21 protein-coding genes and 2 tRNA genes are annotated in these 22,861 nt (G+C 41.8%); 6 read left to right on the forward strand and 17 right to left on the reverse strand.

Annotated features, from left to right (window positions below; genetic code table 11):
* Positions 1 to 18: 18 nt before the first annotated feature.
* Positions 19 to 516 carry a hypothetical protein gene (locus NQ505_RS11305; protein WP_008775470.1) on the reverse strand — a complete coding sequence of 166 codons (498 nt, stop codon included), beginning with the start codon at positions 514 to 516 and terminating at the stop codon, positions 19 to 21.
* 129 nt (positions 517 to 645) lie between these two features.
* On the opposite strand from NQ505_RS11305, the gene truA reads away from it, so the two are divergent.
* Genes truA through NQ505_RS11320 form a run of 3 tightly spaced genes read left to right on the forward strand, consistent with a single transcriptional unit; the run spans position 646 to position 3,091 of the window.
* Entirely contained in the window at positions 646 to 1,449 is an 804-nt protein-coding gene (gene truA / locus NQ505_RS11310; protein ID WP_009000514.1) for a tRNA pseudouridine(38-40) synthase TruA, read from the forward strand.
* 29 nt (positions 1,450 to 1,478) lie between these two features.
* Entirely contained in the window at positions 1,479 to 2,381 is a 903-nt protein-coding gene (locus tag NQ505_RS11315; protein ID WP_004301754.1) for a DMT family transporter, read from the forward strand.
* 44 nt (positions 2,382 to 2,425) lie between these two features.
* Positions 2,426 to 3,091: a DUF3256 family protein gene (locus NQ505_RS11320; protein WP_009000515.1), complete on the forward strand. Its 666-nt coding sequence runs from the start codon at positions 2,426 to 2,428 to the stop codon at positions 3,089 to 3,091.
* A 162-nt stretch (positions 3,092 to 3,253) separates the two neighbouring features.
* Here NQ505_RS11320 and NQ505_RS11325 read toward each other — a convergent pair whose 3' ends face one another.
* The 9 genes from NQ505_RS11325 to NQ505_RS11365 all read right to left on the reverse strand — a co-directional run bounded on the left by NQ505_RS11325 (position 3,254) and on the right by NQ505_RS11365 (position 13,379).
* Positions 3,254 to 4,342 (reverse strand): phosphotransferase enzyme family protein, encoded by a 1,089-nt coding sequence (locus NQ505_RS11325; RefSeq protein WP_004301757.1) that lies wholly within the window; start codon positions 4,340 to 4,342, stop codon positions 3,254 to 3,256.
* A gap of 30 nt (positions 4,343 to 4,372) precedes the next feature.
* Positions 4,373 to 7,714 (reverse strand): glycoside hydrolase family 2 TIM barrel-domain containing protein, encoded by a 3,342-nt coding sequence (locus NQ505_RS11330; protein WP_369748742.1) that lies wholly within the window; start codon positions 7,712 to 7,714, stop codon positions 4,373 to 4,375.
* Positions 7,715 to 7,786: 72 nt separating this feature from the next.
* On the reverse strand, positions 7,787 to 8,677 hold the full coding sequence (locus NQ505_RS11335; RefSeq protein ID WP_004301761.1) for a YitT family protein: 891 nt from the start codon (positions 8,675 to 8,677) through the stop codon (positions 7,787 to 7,789).
* Positions 8,678 to 8,791: 114 nt separating this feature from the next.
* On the reverse strand, positions 8,792 to 10,201 hold the full coding sequence (locus tag NQ505_RS11340; RefSeq protein ID WP_009000517.1) for a Gfo/Idh/MocA family protein: 1,410 nt from the start codon (positions 10,199 to 10,201) through the stop codon (positions 8,792 to 8,794).
* Positions 10,202 to 10,507: 306 nt separating this feature from the next.
* Positions 10,508 to 11,767, reverse strand: a complete 1,260-nt coding sequence (locus NQ505_RS11345) for a Gfo/Idh/MocA family protein (RefSeq protein WP_009000518.1) — start codon at positions 11,765 to 11,767, stop codon at positions 10,508 to 10,510.
* Between the two features lie 63 nt (positions 11,768 to 11,830).
* Positions 11,831 to 11,903: transfer RNA gene (locus tag NQ505_RS11350), tRNA-Gly, on the reverse strand.
* An 8-nt stretch (positions 11,904 to 11,911) separates the two neighbouring features.
* A tRNA-Tyr gene (locus NQ505_RS11355) sits at positions 11,912 to 11,994 on the reverse strand.
* A 50-nt stretch (positions 11,995 to 12,044) separates the two neighbouring features.
* Complete coding sequence (gene ribH, locus NQ505_RS11360) at positions 12,045 to 12,539, reverse strand: 6,7-dimethyl-8-ribityllumazine synthase (RefSeq protein ID WP_004301766.1); 495 nt, start codon at positions 12,537 to 12,539, stop codon at positions 12,045 to 12,047.
* Between the two features lie 156 nt (positions 12,540 to 12,695).
* A complete protein-coding gene (locus NQ505_RS11365; RefSeq protein ID WP_004301767.1) occupies positions 12,696 to 13,379 on the reverse strand; it encodes a tetratricopeptide repeat protein in 684 nt (227 codons plus the stop codon).
* A 160-nt stretch (positions 13,380 to 13,539) separates the two neighbouring features.
* On the opposite strand from NQ505_RS11365, the gene recF reads away from it, so the two are divergent.
* Together recF and NQ505_RS11375 are read left to right on the forward strand one after the other, a co-directional pair.
* Positions 13,540 to 14,658 carry a DNA replication/repair protein RecF gene (recF, locus tag NQ505_RS11370; protein WP_004301768.1) on the forward strand — a complete coding sequence of 373 codons (1,119 nt, stop codon included), beginning with the start codon at positions 13,540 to 13,542 and terminating at the stop codon, positions 14,656 to 14,658.
* Entirely contained in the window at positions 14,645 to 14,932 is a 288-nt protein-coding gene (locus tag NQ505_RS11375; RefSeq protein ID WP_004301769.1) for a DUF721 domain-containing protein, read from the forward strand. Before recF ends, NQ505_RS11375 begins: the two co-directional genes overlap by 14 nt.
* Here the strand turns inward: NQ505_RS11375 and NQ505_RS11380 are convergent.
* The 7 genes from NQ505_RS11380 to gap form a co-directional block, all read right to left on the reverse strand.
* Entirely contained in the window at positions 14,919 to 15,710 is a 792-nt protein-coding gene (locus NQ505_RS11380; RefSeq protein ID WP_009000519.1) for a histidinol-phosphatase, read from the reverse strand. The genes NQ505_RS11375 and NQ505_RS11380 overlap by 14 nt on opposite strands.
* Positions 15,655 to 16,182: a 5-formyltetrahydrofolate cyclo-ligase gene (locus tag NQ505_RS11385; RefSeq protein ID WP_004301771.1), complete on the reverse strand. Its 528-nt coding sequence runs from the start codon at positions 16,180 to 16,182 to the stop codon at positions 15,655 to 15,657. Before NQ505_RS11385 ends, NQ505_RS11380 begins: the two co-directional genes overlap by 56 nt.
* On the reverse strand, positions 16,160 to 17,908 hold the full coding sequence (locus NQ505_RS11390; RefSeq protein WP_004301772.1) for a S41 family peptidase: 1,749 nt from the start codon (positions 17,906 to 17,908) through the stop codon (positions 16,160 to 16,162). The genes NQ505_RS11385 and NQ505_RS11390 overlap by 23 nt, the downstream gene beginning before the upstream one ends.
* A 30-nt stretch (positions 17,909 to 17,938) precedes the next feature.
* Positions 17,939 to 18,388, reverse strand: a complete 450-nt coding sequence (locus tag NQ505_RS11395; protein ID WP_004301773.1) for a dCMP deaminase family protein — start codon at positions 18,386 to 18,388, stop codon at positions 17,939 to 17,941.
* An 8-nt stretch (positions 18,389 to 18,396) separates the two neighbouring features.
* The gene (locus NQ505_RS11400) at positions 18,397 to 18,912 is read right to left on the reverse strand and encodes a DUF4847 family protein (RefSeq protein WP_004301774.1); all 516 of its coding nucleotides are present in this window, start codon (positions 18,910 to 18,912) and stop codon (positions 18,397 to 18,399) included.
* Positions 18,913 to 18,943: 31 nt separating this feature from the next.
* On the reverse strand, positions 18,944 to 21,004 hold the full coding sequence (locus NQ505_RS11405) for a M3 family metallopeptidase (protein ID WP_032853815.1): 2,061 nt from the start codon (positions 21,002 to 21,004) through the stop codon (positions 18,944 to 18,946).
* Positions 21,005 to 21,176: 172 nt separating this feature from the next.
* Positions 21,177 to 22,187, reverse strand: coding sequence for a type I glyceraldehyde-3-phosphate dehydrogenase (gap, locus tag NQ505_RS11410; protein ID WP_004301776.1), 1,011 nt, complete (start codon positions 22,185 to 22,187; stop codon positions 21,177 to 21,179).
* A 142-nt stretch (positions 22,188 to 22,329) separates the two neighbouring features.
* Here gap and mscL point away from each other — a divergent pair, with 142 nt between their 5' ends.
* A complete protein-coding gene (gene mscL, locus NQ505_RS11415) occupies positions 22,330 to 22,776 on the forward strand; it encodes a large-conductance mechanosensitive channel protein MscL (protein ID WP_004301777.1) in 447 nt (148 codons plus the stop codon).
* Positions 22,777 to 22,861: the final 85 nt, after the last annotated feature.

The following is a 22,861-nucleotide window of genomic DNA, read 5'->3' on the forward strand; positions in this document are numbered from 1 at the left end:
AATTGTGTATTTGAATAGTTATTGAATGAATAGCGTTCCGTCTTTGTAACTGGTGATGATTGTTCTGTCACCTGTCTGATATGCTTTTCCGGATTCGGAGATGACGTCTACTTCGCGCATTGCTCCGTCTCGGCTTGTTTGTACTGTATATTTGCTGTCGCTTTGCTTGAAGTAGATGGTACATTCTCGTCCTACAAGTTGATCTGTCTGTTCAGAATGATTCACTTGTTGCAGTTGATAAGCTTTCTTATAGAGAAACCACACAGCGAGAACAAAGAAAAGACCCACCAGAATTCCGATGACATAACTTTGAATTTCAGTGTTTCCCGCTAAATACATGTACCAGCCGAATCCGATTCCAAAATGAGTTAGTCCTTTAAAAGAAACTACGCTACTGATGTCAGCATCTACGTCTACATCTGCATCTATGTCTCCGAAAAAGATGGATAGAACGAATTGGATTACAAATATTCCTGTTGTCACAAGGGCAATAATAAGGAAAATGGTACTACTCATAATTGTGAGGTATTAGTGAATCATGATTATTTTGTTCTCCAAATATACAGGTTTATGCGAATTATACAAAGATAAATGAGATAAAATGACTACTTTTGCGCGCGAAAACCCTAAAAGAGAGGAATTAGCGTGCAAAGGTATTTTATTTATTTGGCTTACGACGGAACCAACTATCACGGTTGGCAGATTCAACCGAATGGGATTAGTGTGCAGGAATGTCTGATGAAAGCATTGTCTACCTTTCTGCGTCGCGAAATTGAAGTAATAGGAGCAGGCCGGACGGATGCGGGAGTGCATGCCTCTCTGATGGTTGCTCATTTTGATTCCGATGAACTGTTGGATACTACTTCTGTTACTGATAAATTAAATCGTCTGCTGCCTCCCGATATTTCTATTTATCGTGTTTGCCGGGTTCGGCCGGATGCCCATGTCCGTTTTGATGCGACTGCGCGAACTTATAAATATTATGTGACGACATCGAAATATCCTTTTAACAGGCAATATCGCTGGCGGCTTTATAACCAGTTGAATTATGAACGCATGAACGAAGCAGCGCATATCCTTTTCGAGTACAACGATTTTACGAGTTTCAGTAAACTTCATACGGATGTAAAGACCAATATTTGTCATATCACTCATGCAGAATGGACGCAGGAAGAAGATGCTACCTGGGTATTTACCATTCGTGCCGACCGTTTCTTGCGGAATATGGTGAGAGCCATTGTAGGTACGCTCATTGAAGTGGGACGCGGGAAACTGACTGTTGAAGGTTTCCGGCGGATTATAGAACAGCAGGACCGTTGTAAAGCCGGGACATCTGCTCCGGGGCAAGCCCTGTTTCTGGTCAACGTGGAATACCCGGAAAGTATATTTGAATGTGATGACCAGCAATCATCCATAACTGGCGAACCGTCTGTCGCTGATAACTTATAATTGGTAATTAGTAAATAATAAATATTCTCATGTGGTTATTATTAGCATTCCTCTCGGCTACTTTGCTGGGCTTTTATGATGTATTCAAGAAGAAATCGTTGAAAGATAATGCAGTACTTCCTGTTTTGTTTCTAAATACATTCTTTTCCAGTCTCATCTTTCTACCGTTTATCCTGATATCCGTTTATCAACCGGACTTGTTGGGAGGAACAATATTCAATGTTCCCGTTGCTGGTTGGGAACAGCATAAATATATTATCATCAAGTCGTTCATCGTATTGTCTTCGTGGATATTCGGATATTTCGGAATGAAACATTTACCCATAACCATTGTGGGACCTATCAATGCCACCCGTCCGGTGATGGTGCTCGTGGGAGCTATGCTGGTATTTGGTGAACGATTGAATCTCTATCAATGGATTGGTGTGATGCTGGCCATTGCCTCTTTCTTTATGTTGAGCCGTTCGGGAAAGAAAGAAGGAATTGATTTTAAGCATAACAAATGGATTTTTTTTATTGTACTGGCTGCCATTACAGGTGCTATCAGTGGTTTGTATGATAAATATCTGATGAAGTCTCTGAATCCGATGCTGGTGCAATCTTGGTATAATGTTTATCAGGTGTTTATCATGTGTCCTATCCTGTTGTTGCTTTGGTGGCCTAAAAGAAAGTCCACTACTCCGTTCCGCTGGGATTGGACGATTATCCTGATTTCCATTTTCCTTTCTGCTGCCGATTTTGTTTACTTTTACGCATTAAGTTACGACGATTCGATGATTTCTATCGTTTCGATGGTCCGTCGGGGAAGTGTGGTTGTTTCTTTTACTTTCGGTGCGCTTTTCTTCCGTGAAAAGAATTTAAAAAGCAAAGCGATTGACCTTATACTGGTGTTAATCGGAATGATATTCTTATATTTGGGGTCTAAAAGTTAAAACAGTTACACAAGACTGTTTATCATAGGTTAAATAAGATAGATATGAAAATAAATAAACTTGTTATCACTATATTCTTCTCTGCTGTCGGACTTTTTGTTTTGACTGCTCTTCAGGCACAAGAGGCCAAAACGTTGTTTGTGAATATGCCGGATTCTCTAAGCCCCTTGCTTACAAAAGTGAATCGTGAAGATTGCATAGACTTTCTGGAAAGTAAGATGAAAGCGCAAGTAGAAAACCGTTTTGGCAAGAAGTCGGAGATGACTGATCTTAGCAAAGACTATATCCGTATGCAAATGTCAGCTCAATCGACCTGGCAGATGAAAGTGTTGGCATTAAATGATTCAACGAACGTAATCTGTACAGTCTCTACTGTTTGTGCTCCTGCCTGTGATAGCAGCATCCATTTCTATACGGACGACTGGAAACCGCTTACAACATCTCTCTTTATTACCCTGCCCCTGATGGATGATTTTCTGAATGCTCCCGATTCAGCAGGAGTTTATGAGTTTGATGAAGCACGCCGTTCGGCAGATATGCTATTGATGAAAGCCGATTTTAATAAAGAAAATACGGAACTGACACTTACGTTAACAACCTCCGACTATATGTCAAAAGAAACAGCAGAGAAACTGAAACCGTTTCTCCGCCGCCCTGTAGTCTACCATTGGAAAAATGGAGCATTTATTAAATTGAGAATTGAGAATTAAAAATTGAGAAATAGGGATTATTCAATAATCCCTCTGATTAAAGATATCAAAAAGGCAACTAACTCGTAAAGAATTAGTTGCCTTATATTTTAAAATTTTGAGAATATCCAGAAATAGCTACACCACAGCGCAGCTTATTTCTTAATTTTTAATTCTCAATTCTCAATTTAACAAGCATTCGTTGATGAACGCTATCATTTCCGGTGTGTTTGCTTCCACACTTTGAAGTAATTTGAATTGTGCTTTGGTGCGAACGAGGTTATGTTCCGGATATTTGATTTTATAATAAGTATCTCCGTTGATATAATCTGCCAGGAACCGTACGCACTGCATGTATGGGAATAAAGCCGCCGCATAAGGAAGATTCTCAATCTCGATCTGAGTCAGGAATGATTTGGCTCCTTTCAGATAGCCCTTGGTAAATGCTTTGAATATTTCCATATTGAAGTTTACACGATCAAGGTCTTTGTCGTCTTCATCACCTGTGTTGGCACCTGTACGTAGGAAGTCACCATAATCGGAGAATATAAAGCTAGGCATTACCGTATCCAGATCAATGACACAAAGCACTTTACCATCCTCGTCGAACATCATGTTATTCACTTTCGTATCGCAATGGCAAACGCGTTTGGGAAGTTTCCCTTCACGATATAAACGTTCAGCCTTACACATTTCATCTGCGCGTTTCTCTATTTCATCCAGATAGTACTTCACTTCTGCTACCCGTCCGGCAGCATCCTTCGCAACGGCTTCACGTAGTTGTTTGAGACGGAACTCCATGTTGTGGAAATCGGGTATGGTTTCACCCAATGTTTCCGGAATATCGGCCAGCATAGCCTGGAAGTTACCGAAGGCTTCTCCTGCATAATTGGAATATTCGGGATTTACCGTCTCATACGTTTTTGCACGTGGGATGAATACCATCACACGCCAATAACTGTCACCGTCAAACCAGTATGTTTTACCTTCTTCTGTTTCGAGGAAACTCAACACCTTGCGGTCTATATCCGATTCTCCGGCTTCCGTCAGTTTCTTGCGAATGTGATTGGTAACAGCGCTAATATTGGATTGAAGCATTTCTACATTCTGGAAAATGGCATGATTGATGCGTTGCAAAACATAGTCGGGAGCATCTGCTTCTTTGGTGTTTACTTTATAAGTGTCGTTGATAAGTCCTGCACCCAAAGGTTTGATTTCTTCTATCGTACCTTGGACTTTAAATTTAGCTACGATGCTAGATAAATCTTTCATGTTTTTTTTCTTTAAAAATTTATACTAAGGTTATCGATAATCATATTTAGCAGCTTCGTTGGCCTGGTTAGCCGAGCGAACGGGTACTAATGTGAAGCCCCACTGGTAATCACGGTTAGCCGGGATCTGGTGGAAAGGTTCCGGGCGAGCACCCCAACTGTCATATCCGCCTACTCCTTGTTGCTTCATATCTACACAAACCTCAACGAAATCTCTGGGAGTGATGTCGTTGACATGATGCATTCTCCGTAATACGTTGCGGGCAGCGTTCTCGTCGTGATTGGCAACCTCTTCCGGGCTGAAGTTATTCCATTGGTAAGGGTGGGGCAGAGCTTCTTCAGAGTCAAAGTCTTCGATAGAGTTGCGCAAGGCATTGAAACCGATAAGACTGTCCGCTACCAACACCAGGCCGTTTCCTTTATTAGGAGATAAAGCGATCCAACGGGTATCAGTGTGATGTCCGTTTTCCTGTGGACGCACATAGTTGAAGTACATTTGATCCGCTGTTGTCTTATATACGCCAACGAGCGTTCCGTGATTGCGGTCGATATAATTCTCTTCCGGGCCACGGCCAAAGTATTGTACATTGTTCATCTGTGCCGGCAAGCGGAAACGCACACCGATACGGGGGACTTCCAGTTTGGAGGCAGCCTTACGGGCAGCATCACTTCCGGGGGTAAATGTAGCCATGCGGGTAGCTTCGGAAACTTCTGTTTCTGTAGGCTGCATATCCGTTGATGTGAATTTGGCATTTACGTTAACTATTCCGTTCGGATAGATTTTGTAAGTGACAACATACAAGTTGCCGGCAGCCAGTAAGTAGGTTACATTTAAGGAGACTGCTTTATCTTCTGCTGTCATGGTGGCATCCGTTATGCGGAAGTTTTTGCTTGATTGTTTCCATATCTGCAAACGTTTAGGAGTGCTGTTACCATAGTCATTATCATTAGGAGCACGCCAGAAGTTAGGCTGAATACCAAATCCGTCTTTGAAATATTCTGTACCATCTACTTTATACGAGGTTACTAATCCGCTATTCTTGTTGAATACAAAGTTTACTTTGGAGGAAGAAATGATTAATTCATCTCCTTGAATCGTTGTTTTCAATGCCGGACCGTTTGCTTTATATATACTCTTCTCTGCCTGGATAGGAAGTTGGAACTGGTCGTATGCAATTTCATATCCGGTTGGAATCAACGGTTCAGGCTCTGTGGTTGTTACACTGAAGTTGACAAAATATTCTGTTCCCGGTTGGTTTTTCAGACCATTTACCGGTACGGTGAATTCTTTAGAGGCTTGCGGAGCAATATCCAAAGATACTTTTCCACCTTTTATTGTCTTTCCGTTAGCAAGTACATTGTAGTGAATCTGATATTTTTTCAGGTTAGTGAAATAGAAACGGTTGGTGATTTTGAATATACCGGCTGCGGCATCTACTGCTTCAAAACCTACATTCTGATGTACATATTTCACTTCAGCCATTGCCGGATGCGGACCACGATCCGGATTGACAAGACCGTTGCAGAGGAAGTTACCATCGCTAGGTGCGTCTACGCCGAAGTCACCTCCGTAGGCCCAGTATTCTCTTCCATTCTTATCTTTTTGGAGAAGACCTTGGTCTACCCAGTCCCAGATATATCCACCTTGGAGATTCGGATATTTGTAAATTGCCTGCCATTGTCCCCACAGGTTTCCCGTGGAGTTTCCCATGGCATGTGCATACTCCGAAGGAGCTACAGGACGGTCGCTACCATTCTTTCCGATATTTTCCAGCCAGTCGGCACCCGGATATTGCGGAACATACATATCGGAGTTCCATTCCCATTGAGCACGTTCGTAGTTGACCGGACGATCCATCAGGTCTTTGTCTGCCTCTTTCAACCACAAATAAGTCTGATAGAAATTATATCCGTTTCCGGCTTCATTTCCCAGCGACCAGAATGTAACGCTCGGGTAGTTCTTATTACGTTCAAACATATTGATGGTACGATCCATGTGCGGTTTCAGCCATTCGGGATTGTTACCCAGTGAACCGCCTTTCCGGAGATCATAATACATTCCGTGGCTTTCCACATTGGCTTCATCATATACATAAAGTCCGTATTCATCACAAAGTTCATAGAAACGGCGGTCTTGCGGATAGTGGCAAAGGCGTACACTGTTTAAGTTATGTTGTTTCATCAATTCGAAGTCACGGCGCATTAAATCTTCTGTTACATAATGACCTGTTGACGGGTTATGTTCGTGGATATTTACCCCTTTCAGTTTCAGAGGCTGACCGTTGATGAATAAGCAGACATACGGTTTTCCGTTAGCAGCCTTCTGTTCGATAGGCTTGATCTCAATCCGGCGGAATCCTACATTGAAAGGAATGATTTCATTGACTTTGCCATTCTCTTTTACTGTCATCAACAGTTTGTATAGATTCGGATGTTCGGAGGTCCATGTGCTGACATCTGTCAGATTCTTATCGAAAGAAAGTGTACGTACTTCGTTCGATGGAATATAGGCTGTCTTCTCTTCAGTAGCTACAACTTTTCCTTGTGCATCTAATAGTTCATAAACTAATGTAAGATTAGTTGCAGCCTTTTCGTGATTTCTCAAATCGACATTTAAACCGAAGATTCCATTTTTGTAACTGTCGTCCAGCGTAGACTTAATTCGGAAATCTTTGAGAGCTGCTTTAGGCTGTGAATACAGAAAAACATCGCGTTCAATACCACTCATACGCCAGAAGTCTTGACATTCAAGATAGGAACCGGTGCTCCAACGGAAGATTTTAACTGTAAGTACGTTCTTTCCCGGCTTCACGTAATTGTTGATAAGAAATTCTGCCGGATTCTTGGAGTCTTCGCTATATCCTACTTCTTGTCCGTTGATATATACATATACGCCAGACTTAGCTCCTGCCAGATGCAAGTAGATATCCCGCCCGTCCCAGTCTGCCGGAATATCGATGTCCCGGCGATAAACTCCTACCGGATTGGCTTCGGGAAGAGTAGGAGGTTGTGGATTGCGCGGTTTGAATTCATAACCATGATTGGTGTAGATGGCTATTCCGTGTCCTTGTACTTCCCAGTTGCCGGGTACCTGAATATCATCCCACGAATCTGTATTGGTGTTCGGATCGGTAATGTTTTCGGGAAGTTTTTTATAAGAGTCTACGAAGTAGAATTTCCAAGTTCCGTTCAGCAAGCGGTAATACTTGCTTCGTTCGAACTTGCCACTCAAGGCATCAGCGCGATTGTTGTATGTCATAAAAGAAGTACGTGGATACTCTTTGTTGACTTCAACTACCTGCACGTCCTGCCAATAAGGTTTCACGGCTTTCTCAGCCATTGTACTAAGTGTTGTCAGGGAAAATATTCCCATGAAAATGCCTGTTAATAAGTTGGGGGTTGGTCGAAATTTCATGTTTCTCAATATTGGTTTTTCATTTCTTTTTTATTTTACTTTGATATGATCGAATCCTTCTCCATACACTCCGATGACAGCACTTTGCGATACAAATGCATTCGGGTCTATGTCTTTTATCAACCGGAAGATGATAGGCGATTCCCTTTTCTTGGCTAATACAAACATCATCTTTACTTCTCGTCCTGTATAAAAGCCGGTTGCATTGATAATCGTTACTCCCCGGTGTGGATATTCGTTAATATGCCGTCCTATTTCTTCATATTTGTTAGATATGATAAAGAACTGTACGGATTGGCGGGCGCTATTCACTACCTGGTCGAGAACGAAACTACAAATATAAAGAGTTACAAACCCATACACCACTTTTTCCCAGTCTTTTAAGACAAAATAACTGGAAGAAATGATAATCATATCGCAGATGAGCACGACTCTTCCTAATGTGATGTCCCGGTATTTGTTGATGATGGCTGCAATAATATCTGTACCTCCCGTACTTCCATTAGCCGAAAAAGCAACACCTATGCCGCCTCCACAGAAGGATGCTCCGATGACACATGCCATAAAGGGTTGGTCGTGGAGAAGCCCGAAACCTGCCGTCAATTTTTGAATGACGGACAGAAAGAAGGTGAGGGTAAATACACCAAAAATAGTTTTGATGCAAAACTTTAGTCCCAGCAACTTGAGGGCCAGTAGCAGCAAGAAGAAGTTGATGCTGAAGTACGTATATTGTACCGGAAAACCTGTGGCCCAATATACGATAGAAGCAATACCCGGTACTCCCCCGGTGGTGATATCGTTAGGCAACAGAAAAACGGTCCAACCGATACCATACAAAATCATGCCGATGGCAATCATTACATAATCTCTGGCTTCACGGATAATGCTTTGCTTAGAAGGCTTTGGAATAGCTGTTTTCATAAACGTGATTATGATAATCTATAAAATGTTCAAACACGAACCCATGAATAATCCGGCTTTGGGGGAGAAGCCGGATTGGTTCATTATGCTCGTGCTAAAAGGAAATATTCTGTTTTATTTTGCAAAAGCGTGACGGTAGCCTTGTACTTTATTCCATCCGCCGCGAGTGAAGTCGGGTACTTCTACCGGAGCTGAATTGTTCTCGATAGAAAGTCTGGTAAGTTCAGCCATGCAACACCATTCTGCCAGGTCATAAACGTCCATATCCAATGGCAGTCCATTCTGCAAGCAATATGCCAGACGGTAGTCCATGATAAAGTCCATACCACCATGTCCACCTACTTTCTTGGCTGTTTCTTCCAACTCTATATGAATAGGATCTTTATATTTATCCATCAAGGCTTTTTTTACGTTTTCAGGTACAGAACCATGTGCATTCAGATTCTCATGATTAGGCACATCTTTTGAATCAACTTGTGAAGGTCTCAGGCAATATTCTTCAATCGGATATTTGCTTGCGTAACCATCGGCTCCCACTATCTGATACATACGGCTGTATGGGCGTGGAGTCATTACGTTGTGCTGAATCAACATCGTTTTACCGTTCTCTGTGCGAATCAGGGTAGAAGTCTGGTCACCATTCTGGAAGTCGGTCACCTCTTCTCCTGTTTGTTTCTTAATATAAGCCGGTCCGTTGACAGCTTTCGTATCCATCGATACCAATGTTTTCATGCGGTCGCCACGATGGATATTAAGTACCTGACAAGCAGGGCCCATGCCATGGGTAGCATATACATCACCACGGTGTAGATGATTATAATCCATTCGCCAGTTATTCCAGTATTCAGGCCAGAAATCTTCCAGATTGTGGATATATGAACCTTCTACATGAAGTACTTCTCCGAATACGCCTTGTTGTGCCATATTTAAAGAAGTCAGTTCAAAGAAGTCATATACGCAGTTTTCGAGCTGCATACAATGCTTACGTGTCTTTTCGGAAGTATTGATTAGCTGCCAGATTTCATCCAGTGTCATGGCGGCAGGAACTTCGATAGCTACATGCTTACCGTGTTCCATGGCATAAACACCCATTGCAGCATGATGTTTCCAGTCGGTGGCTATGTATACCAGATCAATATCGTCCCGTTCACAAAGTTGCTTCCATGCCTCTTCCGAACCACTGTAAGAAGCAGCTTCAGGAAGTCCGGCATTCTTCAAAATTTCTTGTGATTTTTCAACACGTTCGGGAAGTAGGTCGCATAATGCTACAATCTTAGTTCCCGGGATATGGGTCCAGCGTGCCACGGCACCGGGACCACGCATTCCTAATCCGATGAAACCGACACGAACGGTATCAATTTTAGGAGTAACGAGTTGGATTACATCTTCTTGTCCGGCAGGGCGGGCAGGAGTTTCTACTTTGATAGGGGTAAAGGCTTCGGGAGCCTTTGGTTGTTGAGTACAACTGGTGTGCCAAGTTAACAAAGCCAAGCCGATGGCAGTGACTGTAAATAGTTTCTTCATCATATTTTAAAGTTTTTAATAGGGGTTATTCGATGTTTTTCATTTACGTGTCAAAAATAGTAATTAATTAGCCAACTATTTGTATTTGTTCCCGATATTTTCATCACAAAAGTTTCTATTATGAGGTAAAAGATGAGTCTGACTTTTTCTACCTGATTTTGTGTAGGCTTATGTGATGTCAAATACATATAAAAGACATGCCAGAAAAAGGCTCTTCCTAAAAAGAAGTCACCTTTTTAGAATTGCTTAACGTTTACTACTCCTGTTGGGGTAAACTATCTACTTCGTCTGTACTTCTGATAGAACCTAGTATTTGTATTTTTTCCAGGCTCCCCTGGTGAAATCCGGTATTTCTACTGCCATGCTCTTATTCAGTACAGATTTTTCACTTAGTTCTGTGATACACGACCATTCGGCTGCATCGTATACATCCATATCCAGTGGAAGCCCGTTGCGCAGACAATGAATAAGGCGGTAATCCATAACATAATTCATTTCATTGGGTAGGCCTCTGCGATGTGCTTCTTCGCCAATGGTTGCGCTAAAAGGATGTTTATAGCGTGCCATCATTTTTTCTAGCAGTTCTCCTTCAAGTGGAGTGTCTCCATTAGGATCCAGGGCGATACAGGGGACAGGGTATTTTTGGGCGAATCCCAGTGTGCCGCATACTGTTTGAAGGCGGCTGTAAGGACGTGGGGTGGATATGTCGTATTGAAGCATGATTGTCTTTCCTTTGAGCGTGTGGATAAGAGTGGTGTTTACGTCTCCCAATTGATATTTCTGGTGGGCTTCCGGTGAATATTCGCCGAATAGTCTGCGGGCATACTCGCTCATTCCTGCCTGATGAGTAGACATGGAAACGAGATATTCCATTCTGTCACTGCGATGAATATCCAGTATCTGGCAGGCGGGGCCCAACCCATGAGTGGGATAAGGATTGCCTGTATGTTCGATGCTGTATCTTTTTCCCCAATGGTTGTGATAGCCGCCTTCGCTCTCTTCGGCAAAATACATTGAACGAAGATCGTGAATGTAGGCTCCTTCTACATGCATGATTTCTCCGAACAATCCTCGTTGGGCCATGTTGAGAGTCATTAGTGCAAAGGGATCATAACAACAATTTTCGAGCATGATGCAGTGTCGCCTGGTTTTTTCTGCGGTGTCTACCAATTGCCAACATTCTTCCACGCTCATAGCAGCCGGAACTTCAATAGCTACATGTTTATTGCATTCCATTGCGAAAGTTGCCATTGGAGTATGCATTAACCAGTCGGTGCAGATGAATATTAAATCTACTTCATCCGATTCGCACATCTTCTTCCATCCCTCCACTCCGGTATATCCGGTGGCTTCGGAACGGTCGGCTTCTTTTAATAGTTGTTGGGCCTTACTTAGATTTCCTTCTCTTATTTCACAAAGAGCTTTGATTTCTACTCCTTCAATTTGCAGATAACGTTGTAAGGTGAGCAATCCGCGATTGCCCAGTCCTATAATCCCGATGCGGATAGTGGGGATAGGGGGATGTGCTAGTCGGAGTACGTGCGATTGTACCGGAGAATTTTTCATAAGCTTAGCGGTCTAAAGTAAAACAAAAAAAAGAGAATCTAATTTCTCAGATTCTCTTTGGAGAGCGGAAGACGGGGCTCAAACCCGCGACCCTCAGCTTGGAAGGCTAATGCTCTATCAACTGAGCTACTTCCGCAATTTTTGTGGGCAAAGATGGATTCGAACCACCGAAGTCGAAAGACAGCAGATTTACAGTCTGCCCCATTTGGCCACTCTGGTATTTGCCCTTTTTTGCTTTTGAGGAGGTTTGTTTCTCAATTGCGGTGCAAAGATACAACTATTTATTTAAACTCCAAACAAAATCGATCATTTTTATTGCAGTAATTGCACATTCATCTCCTTTGTTACCCAGTTTGCCACCGGCACGATCCTCTGCTTGCTCCATTGTATTTGTGGTAATTAATCCGTAAATAACTGGTATATCGCCAGTTGCGTTTAATTCGGTAATTCCTTGGGTTGCTCCCATGCAAACATAATCAAAATGTGGGGTATCTCCTTTAATTACGCAACCAATTGCAATAATTGCATCAAGATCGCAATTTTCCATCATTTGGTTGGCTCCAAAAGTAAGTTCGAAACTTCCCGGTACAGTTTTCACCAGAATATTTTCGTCTTTTGCTCCATGTTTTTTTAATGTATCGACTGCGCCTTTCAGTAAAGCACCGGTAATATTGAAATTCCATTCGGATACGACAATACCAAATTTCATTGCTTCTGCATTCGGAACGGAATTGAAATCATATTCGGATAAGTTATGGTAAGCTGTTGCCATAGTTAATTAAAAGTTGAGAATTATAAAATGAAGATTTGAGAGTATGAGAGATTTAAAAAGAAAGGCACGGATTTCACGGATTCCACGGTTTTAATAGATAGTCCGCTTAATCCGGTGTAATCCGTGCCTCGATTCCCTTATATAATAGATGGTATATTATTTTTTCATCAATTTAGCTTGCTCGATATATTTGTCGATGTCCATAGCCTGATAAGATTGGAAATATTTATCCTTGATCTTAGTGTAAGCGTTTACAGCATCGTCATATTTTCCCTGTTTTACCAGGATTTCACCAGCTTGTATCAGGAAGATCGGGCTTAATGTGTTGTTGTCAGCTTTGTCTGCTGCCGACAATAAAGTAGAAGCCGCTTTGTCTAATTGGCCAAGTTGTGCGTAGCAGTTACCTGCAGCACCCAAGATTGCCGGAGCAACCATTTGGTCTTTTCCATTAAAGCTGTCCAGCATCTTCACTGCTTCTTCATATTTGCCAAGTTGTGCGTAGCAAATACCAGCATAAGCTTTTGCCAAATTGGCAGCTTTTGTTCCGCTGTAGTCATCAGCAACTTTCAGGAAACCTGTATAACCGATGCTGTCACCGTTCAAAGCCTGTTCAAAAGCATCCTGTTCAAAGTATTCCTGTCCTTTGAAAAGAGCTGCCTGTGCTTTTTCTTCACGTGGTTCAGCATAGAGGTTTTTGTACATGATAAAACCTGCTACAATAATAATCACAGCAACAACACCGCCAATAATTGCGTTTTTGTACTTGATAAGAAATGCTTCCGATTGTGTCAGTGCATCTTCTACGTTCAGATGTTCGTTCTGATTCTTTTGTTCTGCCATTTTATATGATTCTTTTTGTTATTATTCACAGTTTGATATTTCGACTCGCAAAAGTAGTTTTTTTATATCTACAAACGAAATTTAGAAGCATCTTTTTTTGTTTTACACCCGAAAACCACGAAAATCTTGCTACTTTTGTGAACAAATTAACGTGTACACAATGATACTGAAACGAATATCCATATTAAACTATAAGAATCTGGAAGAGGTAGAACTGGGATTCTCTGCTAAGCTGAATTGTTTTTTCGGACTGAATGGAATGGGAAAGACGAATTTGCTGGATGCGGTGTATTTCTTGTCTTTCTGTAAGAGCTCCGGAAACCCGATTGATTCTCAAAATATTCGTCATGAACAAGACTTTTTCGTGATTCAGGGCTTTTATGAAGCGGAGGACGGAACTCCTGAAGAGATTTATTGTGGGATGAAACGCCGTTCGAAGAAACAATTTAAGCGGAATAAGAAAGAATATAGCCGTTTTTCGGACCACATCGGTTTTCTGCCTTTGGTGATGGTTTCACCTGCCGATTCCGAATTGATAGCCGGGGGAAGTGAGGAGCGTCGCCGGTTTATGGATGTAGTGATTTCGCAGTATGATAAGGAATATCTTGAAGCGCTGATACGGTATAATAAAGTATTGGCGCAGCGTAACACATTGTTGAAGAGTGAGTTTCCGGTGGAGGAGGAGCTGTTTCTTGTATGGGAGGAGATGATGGCGCAAGCCGGTGCAATCGTATTCCAGAAACGTGAAGCGTTTATCCGGGAGTTTATTCCTATTTTCCAATCTTTCTATTCCTTTATCTCGCAGGATAAAGAGGTGGTGGGATTATCTTATGAGTCTCATGCGCGAGATGCTTCTTTGTTGGAAGTGTTGAAGCAAAGCAGGGAGAGGGATAAGATAATGGGATTCTCTTTGCGTGGGATTCATAAAGATGAGTTGAATATGTTGTTGGGTGAATTCCCGATAAAGAAAGAAGGTTCGCAGGGACAGAACAAAACGTATCTGGTAGCATTGAAACTGGCGCAGTTTGATTTCTTGAAGCGTACCGGCCGGACTGTTCCTTTATTATTATTAGATGATATTTTCGATAAGTTGGATGCTTCCCGTGTAGAGCAAATAGTGAAGCTGGTGGCTGGAGACAATTTCGGGCAGATATTTATAACGGACACGAACCGGGGACATCTCGACCGTATTTTACATAAGGTAGGCAGCGATTATAAAATATTTCGTGTAGAAGAGGGCACAATTCAAGAAACGGAGGCTGATAATGAAGCGCAATGATGCCGAACAAATAGGAAAACTGATTCAACAGTTTCTTCGTCAGGAGAGTTTGGAATCTCCGCTGAACGAACAAAGACTACTGGACGCCTGGCCTCAAATCTTGGGACCGGCGGCGGCTTATACCAGCAATCTTTATATTCGTAATCAGACATTATATGTGCATCTGACTTCCGCAGCTCTTCGTCAGGAATTGATGATGGGGCGTGAGGTATTGGTGCGCACGCTGAATCAGAGAGTCGGAGCTACCGTAATTACAAATATTATTTTTCGTTGAAGAAAGATATTCTGTCTATAACCTTTATACCTAGCTTCCGGAGTGTTTTGGTTGCACGGTTGTAATAAAAAGGATTTTCCAAATATTGATTGTTATGGGCATCTACGCCGATGATAGCGGTGCAACCTTCATGGGCGGCTATTTTCCAGAAATCCGGATGAGGAATGGTAGTAATGCCATGAATATCATTGTACTCTTCATATCCGATATTATATTCCAACGGTAAGTTTAACCGTACTGCCGTCCGGCAGATATGTCTGCTGACTAGCTTACAATGACGATCGAACTCGGGGTAAGAACGCATAAATAAATCCGGATGGGCAAGGTAGGCAAATAGTCCGCTTTCCATTCCTTCAATAGCACTCTCTTCATAGAGTTCGAGCATGTCTACCGAATCTGTATTCCGGCCGAAGTAGGGGAACTTCTCATCTGTGTGAAAATGGTGATTTCCAAAGATGATATAGTCCAGTTTATATTCTTTGATGATTCCTTTTAACCAGTGTATGTATTCAGGAAAGTATTCGCATTCCAATCCTATTTTTATGCTGATTTGATTTTTATATTTCTCTTGCAGCGAACGGATACTTTCCACATATCCCGGTAACTCTTCGGGAAGCATCCGGATGTCGGATATATAATCAGTGTGATATTTCCACGGAGTGTGGTCAGAAAAGCCTAATTCTTGATAGCCGCCTTTGATGGCACTTAAAACAAATTCTTCGTCACTCCCTGTCGCATGATGGCAGCGGGTGGTGTGGGTGTGATAATTCGTCTTCATTGATTGTTATGATTATATCCATGCGGATGTCGAATGATTCCGCCGGAACTTCTTCTACTAATTGAAATGGGAAACAGATTCCTGCTTTATAGGCTGATGGTATGCGTGGCAGGAGACGGTCATAATATCCTTTTCCCCGCCCCAAACGGTTACCTTTAGCATCGAAAGCTACTCCGGGAACGACGATGAACTCTATGGCTGCATAGTCTGTGAATATTTCTCCGGTTGGTTCTGCTATACCGTAGATGCCGCTGATTGACATGTCTTCCGGTCCCGTGTATATCCGTAGTTCTAAATCATCGCCTACTACTACAGGGAGTAGAATCCGTTTTTCGCTACTCCATTTTTGAATAAAGGCATGTGTATCTACTTCGTCATTCAGCGAATGGTATAGTAATACAGTATTTGCCGCCCTGAAAGCCGGATGGGCTTCAAGGGCGGCAAGTATATTAGCTGATTGCAGCTTTCGCATAGTTGAATCCGCGTGTTGGGTCTTCAGTAATGCTATATGCTTGCGCAGTTCTTTTTTTCTTTCCATCTTTTTTATCCTTCGTCACTTCTTCTTCAACGGCTACCGGAGCTTTGGGGAAAGCTTCTCCTTTTTCAAGTATCTCAATACCTTTAATGACAGTAGCATCTGTCTTGTTGAAGTATTGGAGATAGGCTTCCAGTCCAAGCATATTGTAGATGATGTTGCCAAAGAGGTTCTTTTCCAATAGTTTGTATGATTTCTGAATGAGGATATTTCTTCTTTTCACTCCTTTACTGTCGGCAAAACGGACAAACTGTTCCACCAAACCTTGATGACGAAGATAGTTCAGTAATTCTTCCTCAGTTTCGTATTGGCTTAACTTCTTCCGGTTATTGTCGGTGTATTGGAATGTGAACTGAATAGTCAGTCCCCGGTTAATAACTGTCGATAGATAAGAAGTGACTCCCGTTGTATCCTGCGGTACGAATATATCCGGCATGATACCACCACCGCCATACACAGTACGTCCTAAGCTGGTATTATAACGTTCGCTCTCATTCTGCTTGATACTATCACGTGAGAAAAATTCTCCATGTTCGTAACGGGTGTATAAATCCAGCTCGTAGTTACGATCTTTACCACTTTCGTATGGGCGTTGGATGCAACGTCCGGATGGGGTGTAGTAGCGGGCGATTGTCAGGCGGATAGCCGATCCGTCACTGAAATCGATAGGCTGTTGCACAAGTCCCTTACCGAAAGAACGGCGTCCTACAACTGTACCCCGGTCGTTATCTTGAATAGCTCCGGTGAAAATTTCACTGGCGGAAGCAGAACCTTCGTCAATCAATACAACGAGCGGCATTTTCTGACAACTACCCGTACCGTTGGCAAATTCTTCTGCACGTGGATATTTACGACCTTGAGTATATACGATCAACTTGCCTTCAGGCAAGAATTCATTTACCATGCGGATGGCAGCTTCCATATATCCTCCGGTATTACCGCGCAGGTCAATGATTAGACCTTTGCATTTTTTGTGGTTGAGTTGTGCTAATGCATTAAGCAATTCTACATGGCTGGTACGTCCGAATTTGCTGACTTTCACATAACCGATATCGTCGTTCACCATGTAAGCAGCATCTACGGTATTTTGAGGAATGTCTCCACGTGTGATGTTGAAGTGTAATAAGTCCTTTTCTCCTGTTCGTTTGATTCCCAATTTTACCTGTGAGCCTTTCGGACCTTTCAAGGTGCGCATAGCCCGTTCGTTCGTTACTTTCTTGCCGACAAACAAGCTATCGTCTACAGTAACAATACGGTCGCCCGCCATTAATCCTATCTTTTCAGAAGGACCTCCCTGAACAACAGCATTGACATGAATGGTGTCATTCTGTATGGTAAACTGGATACCAATTCCGCTGAAGCTGCCTTCCAGTTCAGAGTTGACTTCTTCGAGATTTTGGGCTGGGATATAAGTTGAATGCGGATCCAGTTCGGCTAGAATTTGCGGCATGGCTTTTTCTACCAAATCGGCCATGTTTACGGTGTCGACATATTGATCGTCTACAATGCGTAACAAAGCGTTTAGCTTATTGGAGGAACCATTAATGATACCCAAACGGTTGCCGGCAAAATGCTTGGCATAAAATGTACCGATAAGAATCCCGACTACCACACTGACTGCTATGATGACAGGTGTAAAACGTGAAGAGTTTTTTGTACTCATGTCTATTCCTTTTTTAAAACGTTCGTCTTCTTATTTATTTGGAGAGGAATTATCATCTAACTCTGTGTAGATAACTTCGATTCCCGCCCGTTTTAATAACTCTATTCCATCTTCCAGGCGGTAATGCTCGGAATAAACTACCCGTTTGATTCCTGCCTGTATGATTAACTTTGCACATTCGATGCAAGGAGAGGCGGTGACGTACATGGTAGCACCGTCGCTACTGTTATTTGAACGCGCTATTTTGGTAATGGCATTGGCTTCCGCATGCAGAACGTATGGTTTTGTCAGGTTGTTTTCATCTTCACATACATTCTCGAATCCGGAAGGTGTTCCATTATATCCGTCGGAGATAATCATTTTATCCTTAACAATTAAAGCTCCTACTTTACGGCGTTGACAATAGGAATTTTCAGCCCATATACTGGCCATACGTATATAACGTTTGTCAAGTTCTAATTGTTTCTTTTCAGTGTCCATGTTGTTTACTATTTACTGCTTACTACCCGGAAAACCATACGGAAAGTTTGTTTACCGGATGCCGGTTTGTATAAAAGGTATAAGTTATTACTATCTCCTTCGTAAGATGTAGCTGCATTAAGCCCCTCTATAAAATTTTTGGCGAGTTTGTCGTCGCCATAACTACCTGCAGTGGTAACTGTAGCTTTGAAGCTATTGTTTTTGGCGTTGGCATTCCATTTTCCTTCAAAAGTACTGGTTGCAATTACAGTTCCTTTTATATTTCCGTTAATAACATCTCCATCTACTGTGCCATCAAATACAATATTATATGTACCGTTCTTATTAAGCTCTTTAATACTTGCTTTCTCTTGTTCTTCATTCTCCCAAAAGCCAAACATCTCATGACCTCCATCTACTGTGATATAATTTAGTTTCCAGGTTTTTCCTGTAAAGATAGCAGCTACATCGTCCGAATCATTACACCCTGAAAATAAAGGAAGCAATAAAAGCAATCCTACTATTTGAAATATACTTCTCTTCATATTTAATATCTAATAACTTAATATTTACTACTTATTTCTTTATCCCATTTCTGATTAGCAAAGCATCAATGCTCGGTTCCTGTCCGCGGAAACGTTTATAAAGTATCATCGGATGTTCCGTTCCTCCTTTCGACAGAATATTATTGCGGAATGAGTCTGCCACTTCCTGATTGAATATCCCTTTTTGCTTGAATAATGAAAATGCGTCGGCATCCAATACTTCCGCCCATTTGTAGCTATAGTATCCGGCGGCATATCCACCGACAAAGATGTGGGAGAATTGCGTACTCATACAAGCTTCTTGTACTACCGGCAATATTTGCGCATCCTTCCAGGCTTCTTGTTCATAAGCTTTCACATCTCCTTCAAAAGGAGTGTTGCGCGTATACCATGCCATATCAAGTAAACCGAAACTTATTTGTCGTAGACAAGCATACGCAACATTGAAGTTTGATGCATCTACAAGGCGTTTTATCAATTCATCCGGCAATACTTCTCCCGTCTGATAATGGCGGGCAAAGGTATTGAGGAAATCTTTCTCTATGGCGAAATTTTCCATAATTTGCGAGGGAAGCTCCACGAAATCCCAATATACATTGGTTCCACTTAAACTCCTGTAAGTAGAATTGGCAAACATACCGTGCAGACTATGCCCGAACTCATGCAAGAATGTTTCTACTTCATTGAAAGTCAATAAAGCGGGCTTATTCTCGGTTGGCTTGGTGAAGTTCATCACAACGGATACATGAGGGCGGCTGTTTTTACCGGTCTTTTTATCTATCCATTGGTCCTTATAACTCGTCATCCAGGCTCCGGCCCGCTTTCCCGGACGCGGATGGAAATCGGTGTATAAGACGGCTAAAAATTTACCGTCTTTATCAAACACTTCAAAGGCTTCCACCTCTTTATGGTAAACCGGAATTTCTGTATTTTTCCGGAAAGTGATTCCATATAACTTTTCTGCCAAGCCAAACACTCCTTTCTTCACTTGTTCCAGTTCGAAGTAAGGGCGGAGCATTTCTTCGTTGATATTGAATTTTTTGTCCTTTAGTTTATTTGAATAATAACTCCAGTCCCAAGGCATGACAACGAAATCAGCTCCCTGTTCTTTGCGAGCCAGTTCTTGTATCTCTTTATATTCTTGTTGTGCAGTAGGAGTGTATGCTTCCAGCAGTTGGTTGAGCAGCTTGTATACCGACTTGCTGTTTTCAGCCATTCTTTTCTTTAGCGTATATTCCGCATAATCTTTGTATCCCAGTAACTGGGCTATTTTCATGCGTGTATTGGCTATCTTTTTTACGATGTCGATATTATTGAATTCGTTATCGTGTGTACATTTGGTATTATAAGCCATATAGAGTTTTTGACGTAAATCCCGATTGTCAGAATACGTCATGAAAGGAATATAGCTCGGAGCGTGAAGTGTGAATGCCCATCCTTCTTTTTCTTCGTTCTTGGCCGTTTCTGCAGCTGCTTCTATGATAATTTCAGGTAGTCCGGCGAGGCTCTCTTTTTTCGTTAACAGCATTTGATAAGCATTCGTCTCTTTCAGGTTGTTTTCACTGAAGGTAAGCGTCAATTTACTCAATTCGGTAGTCAGACGACGGTATTCTTCCCGTGCTTCTCCTTCTAAATTGGCGCCATGACGAATAAAACTGTTATATGCATTTTCCAGTAACTGTTTTTGTTCCTGTGTCAGTTGCAAAGTCTCTTTTTGGTTATACACTTCCTTCACACGTGCGAATAGCTTTTCGTTCAGTGTGATATTATTGCTGTGTTCACTAAGCAACGGCATAATCTTTTGAGCGAGTTCTTGTAGATCGTCATTCGTTTCTGCGCTCAACATATTACCGAAGACGGCAACTACTTTGTCCAGTAATTCCCCTGACTCTTCGAAAGCTTCTATCGTATTGGTAAAATCAGCCTTTTCCGGATTCTGTATAATGGCCTCTATTTCAGTATTTTGTAGCTTGATTCCTTCGAGGATAGCAGGCTCATAATGTTCAGTTTCAATCCGGTCAAACGGCACGGTTTCGTGCGGCGTATGGTATTGCCCGTAGAAAGGATTCTGGGCATTTGTTATATTGTTCATAGTGCAAACTAGTATCAATGTTATTAATAATCTCTCCATAGAGTTACAAAGCTACTAAAATTGTAGCTTATTCAACGGATAACACGTTGCTTTTTAACAATATATAAAATGAAATGTATAAAAAAACCGCTACGGTTTCCCGCAGCGGTTTCTATATTGTTCAGGCTTCTAATTAAGCGTTAACTGATGCCATGTGAGCGATCAAGTCAAGAACTTTGTTAGAGTAACCGATTTCGTTGTCATACCAAGATACAACTTTAACGAAAGTATCAGTCAGAGCGATACCTGCTTTAGCGTCGAAGATAGAAGTACGAGCGTCACCCAGGAAGTCAGAAGAAACTACTGCATCTTCAGTGTAACCCAGGATACCTTTCAATTCGCCTTCAGAAGCTTCTTTCATTGCAGCGCAGATTTCAGCGTAAGTAGCCGGTTTAGCCAAGTTAACTGTCAAGTCAACTACAGATACGTCCAAAGTCGGAACACGCATAGACATACCAGTCAATTTGCCGTTCAATGCAGGGATTACTTTACCTACAGCTTTAGCAGCACCAGTAGAAGAAGGAATGATGTTGCCAGAAGCAGCACGACCACCTCTCCAGTCTTTCATAGAAGGACCGTCAACTGTTTTCTGAGTAGCAGTTGTAGAGTGAACTGTAGTCATCAAACCGTCAAGGATACCGAACTTGTCGTTCAATACTTTAGCGATAGGAGCCAAACAGTTAGTAGTACAAGAAGCGTTAGATACGAATTGAGTACCTTTTACATATGTTTTTTCGTTTACACCGCAAACGAACATCGGAGTGTCATCTTTAGAAGGAGCTGACATTACAACATATTTTGCACCAGCTTCGATGTGAGCCTGAGCTTTGTCTTTGCTCAAGAACAAACCTGTAGATTCAACAACGTATTCTGCACCTACTTCATTCCATTTCAAGTCAGCCGGATTTCTTTCAGCTGTGATACGGATAGCTTGACCGTTAACGATCAGTTTGCTGTTTTCAACATCTGCTTCGATAGTACCGTTGAACTGTCCGTGCATCGTGTCATACTTCAGCATGTAAGCCAAGTAATCAACCGGGCAAAGGTCATTGATACCTACGATTTGAATATCGTTTCTCTCCATTGCAGCGCGGAAAACGAAACGTCCGATACGTCCGAATCCATTAATACCTACTTTAATCATTTTGTTTAAACTTTTAAGGGTTTTATAATATTTGTTCAAATATCTCTCGACCTGCGCACTTGTTTTATTTTCAAATGCGGTGCAAAATTACAAAAATGTTTTTATATTCGCATATTAAATTCACATTAAATATTGAAAAAAGATGGGAAAGAGCACATTTTTACAGGACTTTAAGGCGTTTGCCATGAAAGGTAACGTCATAGACATGGCTGTCGGTGTAGTTATTGGTGGTGCGTTTGGAAAAATCGTATCATCATTGGTTGCTAATGTTATTATGCCTCCGATTGGTTTACTGGTTGGCGGTGTGAACTTTACGGATTTGAAATGGGTGATGAAAGCGGCAGAGATCGGTGCTGACGGTAAAGAGATAGCTCCGGCCGTGACATTGGATTATGGTCAGTTTCTGCAAGCCACCTTTGATTTTCTGATTATTGCTTTTGCTATATTCTTATTTATACGGTTGATTACGAAACTGACAACTAAAAAACAGGCAGAAGTGCCAGCTACTCCTCCGGCTCCTCCTGCACCAACGAAGGAAGAAGTCTTGTTGACGGAGATACGCGATTTGCTGAAAGAAAAGAATAGTTGATTCTAATTAAAATAAAGGAGATTCCAAGTATAAACTTGTGAATCTCCTTTATTTTTCTCTTCATTATTAATATAGATTGCGTACT

Origin of the sequence: Bacteroides sp. D2, assembly GCF_025147085.1 — a bacterium.
GTDB lineage: Bacteria > Bacteroidota > Bacteroidia > Bacteroidales > Bacteroidaceae > Bacteroides.

Coding starts and splice junctions, on each gene's coding strand:
- NQ505_RS11305 (WP_008775470.1), bottom strand. CDS start 516: ATGAGTAGTACCATTTTCCTTATTATTGCCCTTGTGACAACAGGAATA.
- NQ505_RS11315 (WP_004301754.1), top strand. CDS start 1,479: ATGTGGTTATTATTAGCATTCCTCTCGGCTACTTTGCTGGGCTTTTAT.
- NQ505_RS11320 (WP_009000515.1), top strand. CDS start 2,426: ATGAAAATAAATAAACTTGTTATCACTATATTCTTCTCTGCTGTCGGA.
- NQ505_RS11325 (WP_004301757.1), bottom strand. CDS start 4,342: ATGAAAGATTTATCTAGCATCGTAGCTAAATTTAAAGTCCAAGGTACG.
- NQ505_RS11330 (WP_369748742.1), bottom strand. CDS start 7,714: ATGGGAATATTTTCCCTGACAACACTTAGTACAATGGCTGAGAAAGCC.
- NQ505_RS11335 (WP_004301761.1), bottom strand. CDS start 8,677: ATGAAAACAGCTATTCCAAAGCCTTCTAAGCAAAGCATTATCCGTGAA.
- NQ505_RS11340 (WP_009000517.1), bottom strand. CDS start 10,201: ATGAAGAAACTATTTACAGTCACTGCCATCGGCTTGGCTTTGTTAACT.
- NQ505_RS11345 (WP_009000518.1), bottom strand. CDS start 11,767: ATGAAAAATTCTCCGGTACAATCGCACGTACTCCGACTAGCACATCCC.
- ribH (WP_004301766.1), bottom strand. CDS start 12,539: ATGGCAACAGCTTACCATAACTTATCCGAATATGATTTCAATTCCGTT.
- NQ505_RS11365 (WP_004301767.1), bottom strand. CDS start 13,379: ATGGCAGAACAAAAGAATCAGAACGAACATCTGAACGTAGAAGATGCA.
- recF (WP_004301768.1), top strand. CDS start 13,540: ATGATACTGAAACGAATATCCATATTAAACTATAAGAATCTGGAAGAG.
- NQ505_RS11375 (WP_004301769.1), top strand. CDS start 14,645: ATGAAGCGCAATGATGCCGAACAAATAGGAAAACTGATTCAACAGTTT.
- NQ505_RS11380 (WP_009000519.1), bottom strand. CDS start 15,710: ATGAAGACGAATTATCACACCCACACCACCCGCTGCCATCATGCGACA.
- NQ505_RS11385 (WP_004301771.1), bottom strand. CDS start 16,182: ATGCGAAAGCTGCAATCAGCTAATATACTTGCCGCCCTTGAAGCCCAT.
- NQ505_RS11390 (WP_004301772.1), bottom strand. CDS start 17,908: ATGAGTACAAAAAACTCTTCACGTTTTACACCTGTCATCATAGCAGTC.
- NQ505_RS11395 (WP_004301773.1), bottom strand. CDS start 18,388: ATGGACACTGAAAAGAAACAATTAGAACTTGACAAACGTTATATACGT.
- NQ505_RS11400 (WP_004301774.1), bottom strand. CDS start 18,912: ATGAAGAGAAGTATATTTCAAATAGTAGGATTGCTTTTATTGCTTCCT.
- NQ505_RS11405 (WP_032853815.1), bottom strand. CDS start 21,004: ATGAACAATATAACAAATGCCCAGAATCCTTTCTACGGGCAATACCAT.
- gap (WP_004301776.1), bottom strand. CDS start 22,187: ATGATTAAAGTAGGTATTAATGGATTCGGACGTATCGGACGTTTCGTT.
- mscL (WP_004301777.1), top strand. CDS start 22,330: ATGGGAAAGAGCACATTTTTACAGGACTTTAAGGCGTTTGCCATGAAA.